Source organism: Nocardia sp. NPDC056064, assembly GCF_042266925.1.
Taxonomy (GTDB): domain Bacteria; phylum Actinomycetota; class Actinomycetes; order Mycobacteriales; family Mycobacteriaceae; genus Nocardia.
The window spans coordinates 3,100,749-3,117,149 of record NZ_JBHJWO010000001.1 but is presented as its reverse complement, the minus strand read 5'-3'; the positions used below and the strand labels follow the sequence as shown (position 1 = coordinate 3,117,149).

Sequence of the window (16,401 nt, the reverse complement as noted above, 5' to 3'; positions counted from 1 at the left end):
TATGCCACGCAAGGGCCCCGCACCCAAGCGTCCGCTGATCAACGACCCGGTCTACGGGTCGCCGCTGGTCACTCAGCTGGTCAACAAGATCCTGCTGGACGGTAAGAAGTCCACCGCAGAGCGCATCGTCTACGGTGCTCTTGAGCAGGCGCGTGAGAAGACCGGCACCGATCCGGTCGTCACCCTCAAGCGCGCGCTGGACAACGTCAAGCCCGCCCTCGAGGTCAAGCCCCGCCGTGTCGGTGGCGCCACCTACCAGGTGCCGGTCGAGGTCCGTCCGGGCCGCGCCAACACCCTGGCGCTGCGCTGGCTGGTCAGCTACTCCCGCGCCCGTCGCGAGAAGACCATGGTCGAGCGTCTGGCCAACGAGCTCCTCGATGCCAGCAACGGCCTCGGCGCTTCGGTGAAGCGTCGCGAGGACACCCACAAGATGGCCGAGTCCAACCGGGCCTTCGCGCACTACCGCTGGTGATTGCCGCCCGGCCCGTCGCTCGTGTCGGCGCCGGAAGGCTCACAGTCGTGAGTGGCACCTCGGTGCCGCTTCCGGCGTTGACATAGTGACGACCCGAACCAGGGTCGTACCAGAGAATCCCAACTAGCTACGAGCGGGGAAGATTTCCGTGGCACAGGACGTGCTCACCGACCTGAACAAGGTCCGCAACATCGGCATCATGGCCCACATCGATGCGGGCAAGACCACCACTACCGAACGCATCCTGTTCTACACCGGTGTGAACTACAAGATCGGTGAGACGCACGACGGCGCGTCGACCACCGACTGGATGGAACAGGAACAGGAACGCGGCATCACGATCACCTCCGCGGCGGTGACGTGTTTCTGGAACCAGCACCAGATCAACATCATCGACACCCCGGGCCACGTGGACTTCACCGTCGAGGTGGAACGTTCGCTGCGTGTGCTCGACGGCGCCGTGGCCGTCTTCGACGGCAAGGAAGGTGTCGAGCCGCAGTCCGAGCAGGTGTGGCGTCAGGCCGACAAGTACGACGTGCCGCGTGTCTGCTTCGTCAACAAGATGGACAAGCTCGGCGCGGACTTCTACTTCACCGTGCAGACCATCAAGGACCGCCTCGGTGCCAAGCCGCTGGTCATCCAGCTGCCGATCGGCGCGGAGGACACCTTCGAGGGCATCGTCGACCTGGTCGAGATGAATGCCAAGGTGTGGACCGGCGAGACCAAGCTGGGCGAGAAGTACGAGGTCAAGGAGATCCCGGCCGACCTGCAGGAGAAGGCCGAGCAGTACCGCCAGGAACTGCTCGAGACCGTCGCCGAGTCGGACGAGGCGCTGCTGGAGAAGTTCTTCGGTGGTGAGGAGCTCACGATCGAGGAGATCAAGGGCGCCATCCGCAAGATGACCATCGGCTCCGAGCTCTACCCGGTGCTGTGTGGCTCGGCGTTCAAGAACAAGGGCGTGCAGCCCATGCTCGACGCCGTCGTCGACTACCTGCCGTCCCCGCTGGACGTCGAGTCGGTCGAGGGCCACCTGCCCGGCAAGGAAGACGAGGTCGTCACCCGCAAGCCGAGCGCCGACGAGCCGTTCTCGGCGCTGGCGTTCAAGATCGCGGTGCACCCGTTCTTCGGCGAGCTCACCTACGTCCGCGTGTACTCGGGCAAGGTCGACTCCGGTGCCCAGGTCGTCAACTCGACCAAGGGCAAGAAGGAGCGTCTGGGCAAGCTGTTCCAGATGCACTCCAACAAGGAGAACCCGGTTCCCTCGGCCTCGGCGGGTCACATCTACGCCGTGATCGGCCTGAAGGACACCACCACCGGTGACACCCTGTCGGACCCGCAGAACCAGGTCGTCCTCGAGTCGATGACGTTCCCGGACCCGGTCATCGAGGTCTCCATCGAGCCCAAGACCAAGTCCGACCAGGAGAAGCTCGGCACCGCGATCCAGAAGCTGGCGCGCGAAGACCCGACGTTCTCGGTCAAGCTCGACGCCGAGACCGGCCAGACCGTCATCGGCGGCATGGGCGAGCTCCACCTCGACATCCTCGTGGATCGCATGAAGCGCGAGTTCAAGGTCGAGGCGAACGTCGGCAAGCCGCAGGTGGCCTACCGCGAGACCATCACCAAGAAGGTCGAGAAGCTCGAGTTCACCCACAAGAAGCAGACGGGTGGCTCCGGCCAGTTCGCGAAGGTCATCATCGCGGTCGAGCCGTTCGTCGGCGAAGACGGTGCGACCTACGAGTTCGAGAACAAGGTCTCCGGCGGTCGCGTGCCCCGTGAGTACATCCCGTCGGTCGACGCGGGTGCCCAGGACGCCATGCAGTACGGCGTGCTCGCCGGCTACCCGCTGGTGAACCTGAAGGTCATCCTGCTCGACGGCGCGTACCACGACGTCGACTCCTCGGAAATGGCGTTCAAGATCGCGGGCTCGCAGGCCCTCAAGGAAGCGGCCCGCAAGGCCGGTCCGGTGATCCTCGAGCCGCTGATGGCGGTCGAGGTCACCACGCCCGAGGACTACATGGGCGATGTGATCGGCGACCTCAACTCCCGCCGTGGCCAGATCCAGGCCATGGAGGAACGCAGTGGTGCCCGTGTCGTCAAGGCGCTGGTTCCGCTCTCGGAGATGTTCGGTTACATCGGTGACCTGCGGTCGAAGACCCAGGGCCGGGCGAACTACTCCATGGTGTTCGACTCCTACGCTGAGGTTCCGGCCAACGTGTCCAAGGAGATCATCGCCAAGGCGACCGGCGAGTAATTCGCTTGCCGGAGCCGAGTACGCTTGGCTCCGGCAACCGGGCGTCAGCACGACCCCCCTTATTAACCGCACTGCTGCAAAAAAGCACGCACTAACTAGTCCAGGAGGACCACAGTGGCGAAGGCGAAGTTCGAGCGGACGAAGCCCCACGTCAACATCGGCACCATCGGTCACGTCGACCATGGCAAGACCACGCTGACGGCTGCCATCACCAAGGTGCTGGCCGACAAGTACCCGGATCTGAACGACGCGTTCGCGTTCGACCAGATCGACAAGGCGCCGGAGGAGAAGGCTCGTGGTATCACGATCAACATCTCCCACGTCGAGTACCAGACCGAGAAGCGCCACTACGCGCACGTCGACGCCCCGGGTCACGCCGACTACATCAAGAACATGATCACCGGTGCCGCCCAGATGGACGGCGCGATCCTGGTCGTGGCCGCCACCGACGGCCCGATGCCGCAGACCCGCGAGCACGTGCTGCTCGCCCGTCAGGTCGGCGTGCCCTACATCCTGGTCGCGCTGAACAAGTCGGACATGGTCGACGACGAGGAGATCCTCGAGCTCGTCGAGATGGAGGTCCGCGAGCTGCTGGCCTCGCAGGAGTTCGACGAGGATGCCCCCGTCGTGCGCGTCTCCGGCCTGAAGGCCCTCGAGGGCGACGAGAAGTGGGCCGAGTCCATCGTCGAGCTCATGAACGCCGTCGACGAGTCGATCCCGGACCCGGTCCGTGAGACCGAGCTCCCCTTCCTGATGCCGGTCGAGGACGTCTTCACGATCACCGGTCGTGGCACCGTCGTCACCGGTCGCGTCGAGCGCGGCATCGTCAACGTGAACGAGGAAGTCGAGATCGTCGGCATCCGTCCGGACAAGACCAAGACCACGGTCACCGGTATCGAGATGTTCCGCAAGCTGCTCGACCAGGGCCAGGCGGGCGACAACGTCGGTCTGCTGGTTCGCGGCATCAAGCGCGAAGATGTCGAGCGTGGCCAGGTCGTCGTGAAGCCGGGCACCACCACCCCGCACACCGAGTTCGAGGGCCAGGCGTACATCCTGTCGAAGGACGAGGGTGGCCGCCACACCCCGTTCTTCAACAACTACCGTCCGCAGTTCTACTTCCGTACGACTGACGTGACGGGCGTTGTGACCCTGCCCGAGGGCACCGAGATGGTCATGCCCGGTGACAACACCGAGATGTCCGTCAAGCTGATCCAGCCGGTCGCCATGGACGAGGGCCTGCGTTTCGCGATCCGTGAGGGTGGCCGCACCGTCGGTGCCGGTCGCGTCACCAAGATCATCAAGTGAGTCTGTAGACCCACTGACACCGCAACGGCGTCGCTCCTCCGGGAGCGGCGCCGTTCGGCGTTTTCCACGGATACCCTGAAGCTGTGTCCATAGATTCGAGGATTACCTTCGACCCGAACCAGCTCGGCGGACGGCCCTGCATTCGCGGAATGCGAATCCGGGTGAAGGACGTCCTTGAACTGCTGGCAGCCGGTGACTCCGAGGACCCCATCCTGCGGACCGCTTCTTGATCTTCCTCGTCGACGCGCAGCTACCGCCCGCACCGGCCCGCGCCATAGCGAGCGAAGGGCATGCCGCAGTGCACGTTTGCGACCTCGACATGACCGCTGCTTCCGACACCGAAGTCTGGAACGAGGCGCTCCGCAAGGGGGCTGCGATCATCGCCTCGCGATAGCGTTGGCGACACAGACGTTCGGACGGGTCGGGAGGCGGCGTGGCGCAGGGGTTCGAGGTCACCGAAGGGGTGCTGAAGCACGGGATGCCGTATCTGGCGTTCGGGCAGGGGCGACCGCTGGTGTTCCTGCGGTGGTTCACGCCCGATCACGCCAATCCCACCGGGTGGATGCGCAAGTCGGAGATCAAGACGATGGCGCCGCTGGCCCGGAATTTCCGGGTGTACGCGGTGAACCGGGCGCCGGGGATGGCCGAGGGAACGACCATGGCCGATATCGCGCGTGAGCACGCCGAGGCGTTGCACGCGGAATTCGGTGCTCCGGTGGACGTGCTCGGGATCTCCTCGGGCGGCTCGTTGGCGCTGCAACTCGCGGCGGATCAGCCGCAGGCGGTGCGGCGGCTGGTGGTCGCCTCCTCCGGCTACCGGCTCGAGGACGCGGCCAGGGAATCGCAGATGAAGTACGCGACCGCCGCCGCGGCGGGCAAGCGCGCCTTGCAGCACATGCTCACCCAGGGCATCGAGTCCCCGGTCAAGGCCCGCCTGGTCGGTGCCGTCGGCTGGCTCATCGACCCGCTGGTCCGTCCGAAGAACCCCGCCGACACCCTGGCCTTCGTCCAGGCCGAGGACGCCTTCGACCTCGACGGCCGCCTCGCCGATATCACCGCCCCCACCCTGGTCGTCGGCGGCGACCGCGACGAGTACTACGCCGTGGACACCTTCCGTCACACCGCCGACGGCATCCCCGGTGCCCGCCTCGAGATCTATCCCGACACCACACACCTCGGCGCGATCAAGCACGCCCGCTTCGCCCCCGACGTCACCGCTTTCCTGACCGCTGCGGAACCCTGAGCACCGCAACGGTTTCCGTAGCGGACCGGGTGTCAGTCCGAGGTCGGGCGGACCCGAACGCTGACCTGGCCGCGCTCGTTGCGGCGGGCGACGGCGTGACCGGTGTGTTCGACGCCGTTGATGCGCAGGATGATCGGCGCACCTTCACCGAGGAAATTGCGCCACCAGGACTTCTTGTCCGGCAGGGCGACGCCGATGATGTAGTCGTCGCCCGAGCGGCGGTAGTTGACCGGCGTGGTGAAGGTGCGGCCCGAGCGGCGGCCCACATAGCTGACCTGAGCGAAGGCTTTTCCGAGGACACCGCCGATGACCGGGGCCTCGGCGAGCGCGACCACGCCCGCGTTCATTCCCTGGACGGCGCGGCGCAACAGTGATTGCTGACTCAACGGCTTCTCCTGCCTGATGGTGAACGAGATCGTGCCGCTCACGGTACCGAGCGTTCATGGCAGCGCTCTGAGAGTTCCCGGGCGCCGAGACAGTCGCGCGCTCAGCGGATCCGGGCACCGTAGACGTGCTCGACGGTGAGTGTCATCAGGACCCGGCGATCCGACACCATCACCTCCCGGTATTCGGTCCAGTCCGGGTGTTCGCCCGCCGCGGCGCGGTAGTAGTCGACGAGGGCCTGGACTTCGGGGCCGTCCGGGTCGGTACCGGGGCCGGTCAGCGTGACGCTGCCCTCGGCGGTGGCCCAGGCCCACCCGTCGGCGCTGGTCACCTCCAGGGCCGCGCGTGGGTCCCGGCGCAGGTTCACCGTCTTCGCCCGGCCTTCGGTCATCGATACGTAGATCAGCCCGGCCGCGCTGTCGAAATACGGTGTCACCGGGGACAACTGGGGCAGCCCGTTCTGTTTGATCGTCGCGAGCACACCGAGCCGGGCCTCGGCGAGCAGCGCCCGCGGATCGAACTTCTCTTCGGACACAGCGCATCTCCTCCTGGTCGGGGCCGTGCATGGACGAACGGTGCCGCCCCCCGGTTTATGCCCGGATCGCGGGCGAGCATGTCCCGGAGGTGTCGAGACCGGCGGCGAGCAGCCGCAGCGCGTCGGCGGAGCGCGCGTCGCACGGGGTGTAGACCTCGAGCCGGTGATCGGGGCTGTCGGGCTGGAGCCAGACCTGGTAGTCGATGTCCGCGGCGCCGACGGTCGGGTGGTGCAACCGCATCCGGCCGACGGTGCAGTCGGCCACCTCACCTTCGGCCCACAGGCTCGCGAATTCGCCGCTGCGCATGGCGAGTTCGCCGATCAGCTCGGCCAGGCGCGCGTCGGTGGGGTGGCGGCCCGCGGTGAGCCGCAGGTAGGCCACGTGGACGCGGGCGAGCTCGGCCCAGTTGCGGTGCAGGTCTGTGGTGAGCGGGTCGAGGAAGAACTGGCGTGGGATCGAGGGGCGGCGCGCGGGGTCGGCGGGGGCGTCGAAGTCCAGGTGTTCGGCGAAGAGGGCGTGGCCGGTGCGGTTCCAGGCGAGCACGTCACCGCGACGGCCCAGGATCAGCGCGGGCATGGTCTCGCCGAGCGCCTCGAGCAGCGCGAGAACACGCGGGTTGGCCTGCTCCACCTCGGGCGCCACCAGGCGCGGTGCACTTGGCCTGCCGGCGAGATTGCGCAGATGGACGGCTTCGGCCGCGTCGAGCCGCAGCACCCGGGCGAGGGCATCGAGGACCTGCCCGGAGGCCGTGCCCGCCTGGTCCTGCTCCAGCCGCGTGTAGTACCCCGCGCTGACCCCGGCCAGCTGCGCGAGTTCCTCGCGGCGCAGGCCCGGCACGCGGCGGGTGGCGCCGTAGGTGGGCAGGCCGATGGCCGCGGGGGTGATCCGGTCGCGGCGGGTCTTGAGGAAGGTGCCGAGGCTCTCCAGTTCCATCTCTCCGATCGTAGGCACGGCCGCCGGGGCGTGGGTATCCCTGGCGGGTGTACCCATGGCCGGGGCTGGTTGCCGGTGGCGTGGCGCCGCAGATTCGATGGCATGACGCAACGACCCGCTCCCACCGAGCTGCGCGCCTGGCTCGGCCTCCTGGTGATCCTCGGACCCGTCCTGCTCGTCGCGATGGACGGCTCGGTGCTGTTCCTCGCGATGCCGACCCTCACCGCCGATCTGACCCCCACCGCCGATCAATCCCTGTGGATCCTCGACAGCTACGGCTTCGCCGTCGGCTCGCTGCTCATCGCCTTCGGCAGCATCGGGGACCGCTACGGCCGCCTGCGCCTGCTGATGATCGGCGCGGGTGTCTTCGGCCTCGCGTCGGCCGTCGCGGCGTTCGCGACGAGCGCGGAGCTGCTGATCGGCTTGCGGGTGGTGATGGGCGTGGCCGGGGCGACCCTGCTGCCCTCGGCACTGGCCGTCCTGAGCACCCTGTTCACCGATCCGCGCCTGCGCGCGCGGGCCATCGGCATTTTCGCGGCCACCTTCGCCGCCGGATTCGCCATCGGCCCGGTCGTGGCCGGTCAGCTGCTGAGCCGGTTCTGGTGGGGCTCGGTGTTCCTGATCAATCTGCCGGTGCTGCTGGCCTTCCTGGTGTTCGCGCCGATCCTGCTGCGCGAGGTGCGCACCGGCGCGACGGGCCGGGTCGACCTGCCGAGCGTATTCGCCTCGGCCACCGGGCTGCTGTTGGTGCTCTACGCGGTGAAGCACGCGGCCGCGACGGGCGTATCGGTGGACGGGCTGGTCGTCGGGGTGGTCGGGCTGGCGGTGCTGGTGTGGTTCGCGCGGCGTCAGTCGCGCCTGGCCGAGCCGCTGGTCGACTTCGGGTTGTTCCGCCGTCCGGTGTTCGCGATCGCCGTCCTCACCGGCTTCCTGCCGCTGGCCGCCTGGTCGGCCACGGCCTATCTCGGCGCCACCTACCTGCAGTCGATCCTCGAGCTGAGCATCACCCGCGCCGCCTTGCTGGCGGTGCCGGGCGCGCTGGTCCTCACCGCGACATCGGTGCTGACGCCGCTGGTCGTCGAACGGGTCGGCCGTTCGGCCGCGCTGGTCGCCGCGCACGTGTTCATCGCCGTCGGGCTGCTCGCCCTGCTGCCGACCGGCACCGCCGCCGGAATCGGCTGGTATCTCGCCGCCACCGTGATCGCGGGGATCGGCTACGGCATCTCGTTCAGCGTCGTCGCCGATATCGCGGTGGGCGCGGTGCCCGCCGAGCGGGCGGGTTCGGCCGCCGCGCTCGCCGAGACCAGCAACGAGCTGGGCAATGCCTTCGGTATCGCCCTGTTCGGTTCGCTGGCCGCCCTGCTGTTCCGGCTCACCGGGCCCGATCTCGCGCCCACCGTCGGTGAGACGCTGACGCTACCCGGCCTGCTCCCGGCGCAGCGCGAGGCGGCCGTGGCGTCGTTCGTCGACGGTCTGCACGTCGTCGCGCTGGCCGCGGCCGCCGTGCACGCGCTCGTCGCCGTGGTCGCGGTGCGGGTCCTGCCGCGCGCGCGGAGCGGCGACGACGCAGCGATCCACACCGGTGCGTCGGTGTGAACCTCAGCCGAGCTGGTTCATGCCCGCCGCGACGACCTGGGCGACGTTCATCAGGTCGTCCGCGGTGGGCACCGGCAGCCCGTCCAGGGCGTGCAGGCGATCGGCACCCGCGATGGCGAACATGGCCGAGACCCAGGCCGCCGCACAGGCGTGCAGGGTGCTGGGCCGGACGGGCGTGGGGACGCTGTCCTGCAGGACGCGGGCGGTGACCTCGAGGAGCTGGTCGCGCAGCTGACGCAGGCGGCGGCGGACATCGGGGTGGGTGTCGGCCTCGCGCCACATGATCACCCGCAACACCGAGGAGTGGTGGTCGCGCAGGTTGATGGCGGTGTCGAGGTTGATCAGGCTGGTGGCGGGATCGCCGGGGGCGACGACGGTGTGCAGGTCCTCGATCGGGCGTTCGGGGACGCGTTCGCGCATGAGCGCGGACAGGATCGCGTTCTTGGTGGGGAAGTAGTAGAAGACCAGACCCTTCGGGACGCCGGCGGCCGCGGCGAGGGCCGCGGTGGGGGTGGCGTCGAAACCCTGGGCGGCGAACAGGTTCTCGGCGGCATCCAGGATGAGTTGCCGGGCGTCGCCATCGCGTTTCGCGTTGCGGCGCCCGGCACGGCGGCCCGGCATCAGTGATGCGGAGCCATGTTGTGCAGGCGCGCGTTCATCGCGGGCAGCGCCGCGACCGCCACCACCGCCGTCACGACCCCGACCACCCATGCGGTCCAGGACGCGCCGCGGAAGGCGGTGAAGTCCATCGCCCACGGCGAGATGAACAGCAGCACGCCGAACAGGCCCATCGCGTAGTCGGCGGCGGACATGCTCGCCCGTGCCATCTGGACCAACCCGGTCGCGGCGATGAGGACGCCGAGCACGATCAGGGTCCAGCGGGCGTTGTCGTTGGTGCTGACCCACAGCGGGGACAGCGCGGTGAATGCGCCGAGCACGACGGCGAGGAAATCCTGTGCGCGGCTGTCGGTGAACATGGGGTGTGCCTCCTCGATGAGACGAAAAAATCCTTCTGACCTCGGTCTACTCCTGATTGACCGCCCGGTCGATACCGGAACCGGCACGGTTGGGTTGCGACGTGGGTATCACCTGTGGCCGGGCGCACTGGTACAAACATCTGGGGGCCGTAGTGGCCCGCGACACAAGAACATGGCATGGGCGAACGGCCCTCGGCGGCGGTGGCTCGCGCGGGCCCGCAGGGCGGGCGTCCAGGCCGGGAGGACACAGGTATGAGCGCGCCCATCGTGATCGTCGGAGCGGGGCTGGCAGGTCTGCGCACGGCAGAGGAACTGCGCCGGGCCGGATACGAGGGCGAGGTGCTGCTGCTCGGTGACGAGGCCCGCCCGCCCTACGACCGCCCGCCGCTGTCGAAGCAGTTCGTGCGTGGCGAGACCGACGACACCACGCTGCGCCCGCCGGAGTTCTTCGCGGAGAAGAACATCGAGCTGCGCCTCGGCACTGCGGTGACCGGGGTGGACACCGCCGCGCGCACCGTCACCCTGGCCGACGGCTCCACCCTCGGCTACGACCAGCTGATCATCGCCACCGGCCTGCGCCCGCGCCGGCTGCCCGGCCTGCCCGAGGTGGCCGGAGTGCACGTGCTGCGCGCCCACTCCGACGCCGCCACCCTGCGCGCCGAACTCGACGGGGCCGACCGCGCGCTGATCATCGGCGCCGGTTTCATCGGCTGCGAACTGGCCGCCAGTTTCCGCGCGGCGGGCGTGGCGGTCACCCTGGTGGAACCGCAGCCCACCCCGCTGGCCTCGGTGCTCGGCGAGCAGATCGGTGGCCTGGTGGCCCGGCTGCACAGCGGCGAGGGCGTCGACCTGCGCTGCGGTGTCGGCGTGGACACGCTGCTCACCGACGACGCGAACCGGGTGCGCGGGGCTGTCCTCACCGACGGCACCGAGGTCGCCGCCGACCTGGTGGTGGTCGGGGTCGGCTCGGTCCCGGTCACCGACTGGCTGGCCGATTCCGGGATCGAACTGGCCGAGCCGACCGCCGGTGGCGGCGTGCTCGCCGACGAGTCCGGCCGCACCTCGGCCGAGGCCGTCTGGGCGGTCGGAGATGTCGCCGCCTGGCAGCACGACACCGGTGTCCGCAAGCGCGTCGAACACTGGACCAGCGCGGGTGAGCAGGCGAAACTGCTGGTCACGGCCCTGCTCGGCGGCGCTGCCCCCACCGCGGCCCGGGTCCCGTACTTCTGGAGCGACCAGTACGACCTCAAGATCCAGGCCCTCGGCACCCCCGCCCCCACCGACGACGTCACCGTCGTCACCGACGACGGCCGCAAATTCCTCGCCTACTACTCCCGCGACGGCATCCTCACCGCCGTCCTCGGTGCGGGCATGACCGCCCAGGTGATGAAGCTGCGCGCCAAACTCACCACCGCCACCCCGGTCGCCGATCTCCTCGCGGCGGCCGGCTGAGCCAGGAACCCCGGGGCTCGCGAGCTAGCGGCGGGCCGGTTCGGTGGCTGTAATACGGTAGACGCGTGATCGTCGCGCTCATCGATTCCGGCCTCGGACTGCTGCCGACGGCCGCGTGGTTGCGCAAGCTGCGGCCCGATGTGGATCTGCTGCTGCTGCTCGACCCCGAGGGCGCGCCGTGGGGGCCCAAGCCGGAGCAGTGGGTGGTCGAGCGGGTGCTCGGGGCGGCGCGCCAGGCCATCGAGCTCGGGGCCGAGGTGATCGTGCTGCCGTGCAATACCGCGAGCGTGACGGCGCTGGACCATGTGCGCGCGGCGGTGGGGGAGACGGTGCCGGTGATCGGGACCGTGCCCGCGATCAAACCCGCCGCCGCGCAGTGCCGTTCGGTGGCGGTGTGGGCGACCGCGGCGACCACCGCCAGCCGCTACCAGGCCGACCTGATCGCCCGCTTCGCCGGTGACGCGAAGGTCGTCGGGGTGGCCTGCCACGGCCTGGCCGACGCCATCGACCGCGGCGACCTGCCCGCCATCCGCGACTCCATCGCCGACGCCGCCGCCCGCACCCCCGCCGACGTGGAGGGCGTGGTCCTGGGCTGCACGCACTACCCCCTGGTCGTCGACGCCATCGTCGCCGCCCTGCCCGACGGCGTCCGCCTGTTCGACAGCGCCCAGGCCGTCGCCGCGCAGACGATCCGCAAGATGGACGAACTCGGCCGCCCCACCACGGGCACGGGTACCGTCACGGTCCGCACCAGCGGACGCACCGGCGAATTGCCCAGCAGCGCGGCGACATTCGAATCCGGTCGACTGCTGGGCGCCCGCGCGCAGTAGGCCGGCCGGATGTCGGCGTGGGTTTGTCGGTACCCCCGTGTTGAATGCGAGGTGGTCCCGTCGACACCGGAGGTGCGCTGTGTCAGAACTCCCCACCGTCGCGCGGGTACGTGCGGCCTTGGCCACCCATGCCGACCCCACCGACGCCCAGAACCTGCAACGCTTCTTCAAGACCGGCCCCGGTGAGTACGGCGAGGGCGATGTCTTCCTCGGTGTCCGCGTCCCGGCCACCCGTAAGGTCGCCAAGCAGTTCGCCACCCTGCCCCTGGACGGGATCGGCGAACTCCTCGACAGCCCGGTCCACGAGGAACGCCTGGCGGCCCTGTTCATCCTGAACGCCCGCTTCGCCGCCGCCTCGAAACCACGCACCCGCGACGACGACGCCCGCGCGCGGATGGTCGAGTTCTATCTGGCCGCCGTCGGCAGGGGCCGGGTGAACAACTGGGACCTCGTCGACGCCTCCGCCGAACACATCGTCGGCCCGTGGCTGCTCGACCGGGACCGCGGCCTGCTCTTCGACCTGGCACAGCGGGATTCCCTGTGGGAGCGCCGGGTCGCCCTGCTGTCGACCTTCGCCTTCATCAAGGCGGGCGACCCGAGCACCACCCTGGAACTCGCGGCGACCCTGCTCGACGACCGCCGCGACCTCATCCAGAAGGCCCTCGGCTGGATGCTGCGCGAGGTCGGCAAACGTGTCGACCTCGCCGCGCTCACCGGCTTCCTCGACACCAACGCAGCGCGGATGGGTCGCACAGCCCTGAGCTACGCGACCGAACATCTGCCTGCGGACCAGCGCGCCGCCTATCGCGCGATGCGCTGAACCCGGCTCAGAACTGGATCTTGAGGTGGTCGGTCACCGGCCGCGCCTGGCAACCGAGGATGTAGCCGTTCTCGATGTCCTCGGGATCGAGGATCTCCGAATTGCCCATCTCCACCTTGCCCTCGAGCACGGTGCAGGCGCACGACCCGCACTCGCCCTCCTGGCAGGAGTAGGGCACGTCCAGGCCCTTGTCGAGCATGATGTCGACGAGGGTCTGCTTGCGCGGCCAGGACAGCTCGTGTACCTCCCCGTCCAGCTCCACCTCGACGGTGGCCGCGTCGGCGGCCTCCTCGTCGCTGACCTCGACCGGCGCGTGATCGGCGAACGGGTCACCGGCGAGGGAGTTGAACACCTCGGCGTGGGTGCGGGCGCGGGGCACGTCGAGCTGGGCCAGGGTGTCGTGCACCAGGTCCATGAACGGCTTGGGCCCGCACATGAACGCCTCGTAGGCGGTATAGGGCGCCACCAGCCCGGCCAGCATGTCGGCGGTGGGCAGGCCCTGCAGTGGTTCGAGCCAGTGGATGACGGTGAGCCGCTGCGGGTGCTTGCCGACCAGTTCGCGCAGCTCACCGGCGAAGATCACCGAGTCGACGTCGCGGTTGGCGTAGACCAGCACCACCTTGCCCGAGCCCTGCGACAGGGCCGACTTCAGGATCGACATCACCGGCGTGATGCCGCTGCCCGCGCCGAACAGCAGCAGGTTCTCGTCGAGGTTCTTGGGGGTGAACACACCCGAGGGTGGCAGCACCTCGATCTCGTCGCCCGCGGAGATGTTGTCGCACAGCCAGTTCGAGCCGTAGCCGCCCTCGGTGCGCTTGACCGTCACCTTGGGCTGGTCGTCGGTGAACGGCGAGCTGGCCAGCGAGTAGCAGCGCGCGACCGAGCCGGTCTGTTCGCTGGGGATGCGCAGGGTCAGGAACTGACCGGGCTGGTAGGCGAATCGTTCGCGCAGTTCGGCGGGCACCTCGAAGACCACGGAGTGGGTGTCGGCCGTTTCGGCGATCACCGCGGCCACCCGCAGCACCACCGAGCGCGAACCGTGCGGAACCTCGACTGTGGTCATGTCGTCCTCTCGAACAAAACTAGAACGTGTTTCAGTTTCATGCTAGGTCGGGACGCGCCTGCACTGCAAGCTGTGCTTCGAGCCCGGCGACCAGAACCTCCATCCCGAAGTCGTAGGAGTACTTGCCGCGCAGGTCGGACATGTACTTCGTGGCTCGGGCCACGGCCTCGGGCAGCAGCACGTCCGCCGGGGCGGAACGGTCGCGCGGATTCACCCGGCTGCGGCCGAACAGGTAGGTGTGGATGGTCGCGTACGCGGCCAGCACATTGCGGTCGCTGAAGCCCGCGTCGAACAGGATCTCCATCACCGCGTCGATCAGGTCGAGCTGCTTGCCGAGCATCTGCTCGAGCAGGATGTCGCCCAGGCCGGGATGCCTGCGCAGTTTATCGTCTATCTGATCGATGAGATCGCGCAGGCGCACCTGCCACGTCCCGGATTCGCGCGGCGGCTTGCGCACCCCGGCCAGCGCGGCGCTGGCCACCAGGTCGAGTAGCTCGCGCTTGTCGGCGACGTAGTAGTACGGGGCCATCGGCGAGACGCCGAGCTCGCGCGAGAGCCGTCGCATGGACAGCTTCTCGACGCCGTCTTCGCGCACGACGCGCAGCGCCGCCTCGACGATCTCCGCTTCCGAGAGCGTGGAATTCGCGCCGCTCCCCGCCCCACCGTGGTTACGCAAGCCTCTGCCTCACCTCTACTGCCGCCGGGCCGTCCGGCCCCTTCCCGTCCTGCTCTGGGAAGTCTAGAGGTGCGCCACATCACGCGGGGGCGCTGTGTGGATCGCGCGGTGCGCGCTCGCCGGGGCAGGGGGATTTTCCGATTCCGCTCCTTTATGGCAGTCACTGACGTTAAGGTCCGTGGTGACCGGCAACACACTGGAGGTAGTCATGTCCGAGAACGCCACGCGCGCGACCGTCGAGACCGAAGAAGACCTGGTCACCGAGACGCTGATCGAAGAGGTCAGCATCGACGGCATGTGCGGCGTCTACTGACCATGGAGGCAGGCGTGCTCGATCTCGACACCCGCTGGGCGCTGCATCCGCGCGTCTCGCTGCGCCCGGAGTCCTTCGGCGCGCTGCTGTACCACTTCGGCACCCGCAAGCTCTCGTTCCTCAAGAGCCGCGATCTGGTCGAGGTGGTGCAGTCGCTGCCGGCGCACGCCTCGGTGCGCGAGGCGCTGCGCGCCAAGGGCGTCGGCGCGTCCGACACCCACATCAAGGCACTGGCCCAGCTGGCCGACACCGACATGATCGTGCCCGCCCCCGGCCCGGTCACCGAGGTGACGCCCGTGCGCATGCCTGCCTCCACCGACACCGTCCAGGGCGGCAGGCTCATCGACCGTTTCGAATCCGGTCTGGCCGCGCCGATCTGCCTCACCTGGGAACTCACCTACGCGTGCAACCTGTCCTGCGTGCACTGCCTGTCCTCCTCGGGCCGCCGTGACCCGAACGAGCTGACCACCGAGCAGTGCAAGGCGCTCATCGACGAGTTCGAGCGCATGCAGATCTTCTACGTCAACATCGGCGGCGGTGAACCGACCGTGCGCCCGGACTTCTGGGAGCTGGTCGACTACGCGACCGCCCACCACGTGGGAGTCAAGTTCTCCACCAACGGCGTTCGGATCAACGAGGAGGTCGCCGCCCGGCTGGCCGCCAGCGACTACGTCGACGTGCAGATCTCCCTCGACGGCGCCACCGCCGAAGTCAACGACCACGTACGCGGTCCCGGCTCCTACGACACCGCCATCAAGGCCCTGTCGAACCTGGCCGCCGCGGGCTTCGAGGATGCCAAGCTCTCGGTCGTGGCCACCCGCCACAACATCGCCCAGCTCGACGAATTCAAGGCCATCGCCGACCGTTACGGCGCCACCCTGCGCCTGACCCGCCTGCGCCCCTCCGGTCGCGGCGCCGACGTGTGGGACGAGCTGCACCCGCTGCCCGAACAGCAGCGCGAGCTCTACGAGTGGCTGGTCCGCAACGGCGACGGCGTGCTCACCGGCGACTCCTTCTTCCACCTGTCCGCTTTCGGCTCGGCCCTGCCCGGGCTGAACATGTGCGGCGCGGGCCGGGTGGTCTGCCTGGTCGACCCGGTCGGTGACGTCTACGCCTGCCCCTTCGCCATCCACGACCGCTTCAAGGCCGGAAACATCGTCGCCGACGGCGGTTTCGACGCCGTCTGGACCACTTCGCGGCTGTTCGGCGAACTGCGCGAACCGGTCGACGGCGGCGCCTGCACCAAGTGCGCGCACTACGACGCCTGCCGCGGCGGCTGCATGGCCGCCAAGTTCTTCACCGGCCTGCCCGCCAACGGTCCCGACCCGGAATGCGTGCAGGGCTACGGCGAAGCGGCGCTGTCGATGCCGGGCCGCACGATTCCGCGCCCGGCGGTGGATCATTCGCGTCCGGTGCGCAGCGGCCGTGGCCGGGTGTCACTGCCCTTGACAGTGAAACGCGCGCCCGCCAAGGCGTGCAACGAGAGTCCGCTCGGGTAGACACGCCGGTTGCCGAAAGTGCGCTGCCGATCTTGTTCGTCTGTCCGGCAA

General features: G+C 68.9%; 19 protein-coding genes. 12 read left to right on the top strand and 7 right to left on the bottom strand.

Annotated features, from left to right (window positions below; genetic code table 11):
* Nucleotide 1 precedes the first annotated feature (1 nt).
* From rpsG to ACFC06_RS14145, 6 genes are all read left to right on the top strand, one after another.
* A complete protein-coding gene (gene rpsG, locus ACFC06_RS14170; RefSeq protein ID WP_019049358.1) occupies nucleotides 2–472 on the top strand; it encodes a 30S ribosomal protein S7 in 471 nt (156 codons plus the stop codon).
* Nucleotides 473–620: 148 nt separating this feature from the next.
* Nucleotides 621–2,723, top strand: coding sequence for an elongation factor G (gene fusA, locus ACFC06_RS14165; RefSeq protein ID WP_375930146.1), 2,103 nt, complete (start codon nucleotides 621–623; stop codon nucleotides 2,721–2,723).
* Nucleotides 2,724–2,837: 114 nt separating this feature from the next.
* Nucleotides 2,838–4,028, top strand: a complete 1,191-nt coding sequence (gene tuf, locus ACFC06_RS14160; protein ID WP_375930145.1) for an elongation factor Tu — start codon at nucleotides 2,838–2,840, stop codon at nucleotides 4,026–4,028.
* Between the two features lie 83 nt (nucleotides 4,029–4,111).
* Nucleotides 4,112–4,258 carry a DUF433 domain-containing protein gene (locus ACFC06_RS14155; RefSeq protein ID WP_375930144.1) on the top strand — a complete coding sequence of 49 codons (147 nt, stop codon included), beginning with the start codon at nucleotides 4,112–4,114 and terminating at the stop codon, nucleotides 4,256–4,258.
* A complete protein-coding gene (locus ACFC06_RS14150; protein WP_375930143.1) occupies nucleotides 4,255–4,422 on the top strand; it encodes a DUF5615 family PIN-like protein in 168 nt (55 codons plus the stop codon). The genes ACFC06_RS14155 and ACFC06_RS14150 overlap by 4 nt, the downstream gene beginning before the upstream one ends.
* A 39-nt stretch (nucleotides 4,423–4,461) precedes the next feature.
* Nucleotides 4,462–5,271, top strand: a complete 810-nt coding sequence (locus ACFC06_RS14145; protein WP_375930142.1) for an alpha/beta fold hydrolase — start codon at nucleotides 4,462–4,464, stop codon at nucleotides 5,269–5,271.
* A gap of 32 nt (nucleotides 5,272–5,303) precedes the next feature.
* On the opposite strand, the gene ACFC06_RS14140 is transcribed toward ACFC06_RS14145, so the two are convergent.
* The 3 genes from ACFC06_RS14140 to ACFC06_RS14130 all read right to left on the bottom strand — a co-directional run bounded on the left by ACFC06_RS14140 (nucleotide 5,304) and on the right by ACFC06_RS14130 (nucleotide 7,124).
* Nucleotides 5,304–5,618: a nitroreductase/quinone reductase family protein gene (locus ACFC06_RS14140; protein WP_375935484.1), complete on the bottom strand. Its 315-nt coding sequence runs from the start codon at nucleotides 5,616–5,618 to the stop codon at nucleotides 5,304–5,306.
* A gap of 140 nt (nucleotides 5,619–5,758) precedes the next feature.
* The gene (locus ACFC06_RS14135) at nucleotides 5,759–6,190 is read right to left on the bottom strand and encodes a PPOX class F420-dependent oxidoreductase (protein ID WP_375930141.1); all 432 of its coding nucleotides are present in this window, start codon (nucleotides 6,188–6,190) and stop codon (nucleotides 5,759–5,761) included.
* A 55-nt stretch (nucleotides 6,191–6,245) separates the two neighbouring features.
* On the bottom strand, nucleotides 6,246–7,124 hold the full coding sequence (locus ACFC06_RS14130) for a helix-turn-helix domain-containing protein (RefSeq protein WP_375930140.1): 879 nt from the start codon (nucleotides 7,122–7,124) through the stop codon (nucleotides 6,246–6,248).
* Between the two features lie 102 nt (nucleotides 7,125–7,226).
* Between ACFC06_RS14130 and ACFC06_RS14125 the strand changes: the two genes are divergently transcribed.
* Entirely contained in the window at nucleotides 7,227–8,720 is a 1,494-nt protein-coding gene (locus tag ACFC06_RS14125; protein ID WP_375930139.1) for an MFS transporter, read from the top strand.
* 3 nt (nucleotides 8,721–8,723) lie between these two features.
* On the opposite strand, the gene ACFC06_RS14120 is transcribed toward ACFC06_RS14125, so the two are convergent.
* A complete protein-coding gene (locus ACFC06_RS14120; protein WP_375930138.1) occupies nucleotides 8,724–9,341 on the bottom strand; it encodes a TetR/AcrR family transcriptional regulator in 618 nt (205 codons plus the stop codon).
* Nucleotides 9,341–9,697, bottom strand: coding sequence for an SPW repeat protein (locus ACFC06_RS14115; RefSeq protein ID WP_375930137.1), 357 nt, complete (start codon nucleotides 9,695–9,697; stop codon nucleotides 9,341–9,343). Before ACFC06_RS14115 ends, ACFC06_RS14120 begins: the two co-directional genes overlap by 1 nt.
* Nucleotides 9,698–9,949: 252 nt before the next feature.
* On the opposite strand from ACFC06_RS14115, the gene ACFC06_RS14110 reads away from it, so the two are divergent.
* From ACFC06_RS14110 to ACFC06_RS14100, 3 genes are all read left to right on the top strand, one after another.
* Complete coding sequence (locus ACFC06_RS14110; RefSeq protein ID WP_375930136.1) at nucleotides 9,950–11,149, top strand: NAD(P)/FAD-dependent oxidoreductase; 1,200 nt, start codon at nucleotides 9,950–9,952, stop codon at nucleotides 11,147–11,149.
* Between the two features lie 65 nt (nucleotides 11,150–11,214).
* Nucleotides 11,215–11,979 (top strand): glutamate racemase, encoded by a 765-nt coding sequence (locus ACFC06_RS14105; RefSeq protein ID WP_375930135.1) that lies wholly within the window; start codon nucleotides 11,215–11,217, stop codon nucleotides 11,977–11,979.
* A gap of 79 nt (nucleotides 11,980–12,058) precedes the next feature.
* Nucleotides 12,059–12,799, top strand: coding sequence for a DNA alkylation repair protein (locus ACFC06_RS14100; RefSeq protein ID WP_375930134.1), 741 nt, complete (start codon nucleotides 12,059–12,061; stop codon nucleotides 12,797–12,799).
* 7 nt (nucleotides 12,800–12,806) lie between these two features.
* Here the strand turns inward: ACFC06_RS14100 and ACFC06_RS14095 are convergent, their stop codons facing one another.
* Both ACFC06_RS14095 and mftR2 read right to left on the bottom strand, forming a co-directional pair.
* On the bottom strand, nucleotides 12,807–13,862 hold the full coding sequence (locus ACFC06_RS14095) for a 2Fe-2S iron-sulfur cluster-binding protein (protein ID WP_375930133.1): 1,056 nt from the start codon (nucleotides 13,860–13,862) through the stop codon (nucleotides 12,807–12,809).
* 37 nt (nucleotides 13,863–13,899) lie between these two features.
* A complete protein-coding gene (mftR2, locus tag ACFC06_RS14090) occupies nucleotides 13,900–14,538 on the bottom strand; it encodes a mycofactocin system transcriptional regulator MftR2 (protein WP_375930132.1) in 639 nt (212 codons plus the stop codon).
* Nucleotides 14,539–14,746: 208 nt separating this feature from the next.
* Here mftR2 and mftA point away from each other — a divergent pair, with 208 nt between their 5' ends.
* Together mftA and mftC are read left to right on the top strand one after the other, a co-directional pair.
* Nucleotides 14,747–14,851 (top strand): mycofactocin precursor MftA, encoded by a 105-nt coding sequence (gene mftA / locus ACFC06_RS14085; protein WP_375930131.1) that lies wholly within the window; start codon nucleotides 14,747–14,749, stop codon nucleotides 14,849–14,851.
* 2 nt (nucleotides 14,852–14,853) lie between these two features.
* Nucleotides 14,854–16,350, top strand: a complete 1,497-nt coding sequence (mftC, locus tag ACFC06_RS14080) for a mycofactocin radical SAM maturase (protein ID WP_375935480.1) — start codon at nucleotides 14,854–14,856, stop codon at nucleotides 16,348–16,350.
* Nucleotides 16,351–16,401: the final 51 nt, after the last annotated feature.

Coding starts and splice junctions, on each gene's coding strand:
- ACFC06_RS14120 (WP_375930138.1), bottom strand. CDS start 9,341: ATGCCGGGCCGCCGTGCCGGGCGCCGCAACGCGAAACGCGATGGCGAC.
- ACFC06_RS14110 (WP_375930136.1), top strand. CDS start 9,950: ATGAGCGCGCCCATCGTGATCGTCGGAGCGGGGCTGGCAGGTCTGCGC.
- ACFC06_RS14130 (WP_375930140.1), bottom strand. CDS start 7,124: ATGGAACTGGAGAGCCTCGGCACCTTCCTCAAGACCCGCCGCGACCGG.
- ACFC06_RS14125 (WP_375930139.1), top strand. CDS start 7,227: ATGACGCAACGACCCGCTCCCACCGAGCTGCGCGCCTGGCTCGGCCTC.
- rpsG (WP_019049358.1), top strand. CDS start 2: ATGCCACGCAAGGGCCCCGCACCCAAGCGTCCGCTGATCAACGACCCG.
- mftA (WP_375930131.1), top strand. CDS start 14,747: ATGTCCGAGAACGCCACGCGCGCGACCGTCGAGACCGAAGAAGACCTG.
- ACFC06_RS14140 (WP_375935484.1), bottom strand. CDS start 5,618: ATGAACGCGGGCGTGGTCGCGCTCGCCGAGGCCCCGGTCATCGGCGGT.
- ACFC06_RS14095 (WP_375930133.1), bottom strand. CDS start 13,862: ATGACCACAGTCGAGGTTCCGCACGGTTCGCGCTCGGTGGTGCTGCGG.
- mftC (WP_375935480.1), top strand. CDS start 14,854: ATGGAGGCAGGCGTGCTCGATCTCGACACCCGCTGGGCGCTGCATCCG.
- ACFC06_RS14115 (WP_375930137.1), bottom strand. CDS start 9,697: ATGTTCACCGACAGCCGCGCACAGGATTTCCTCGCCGTCGTGCTCGGC.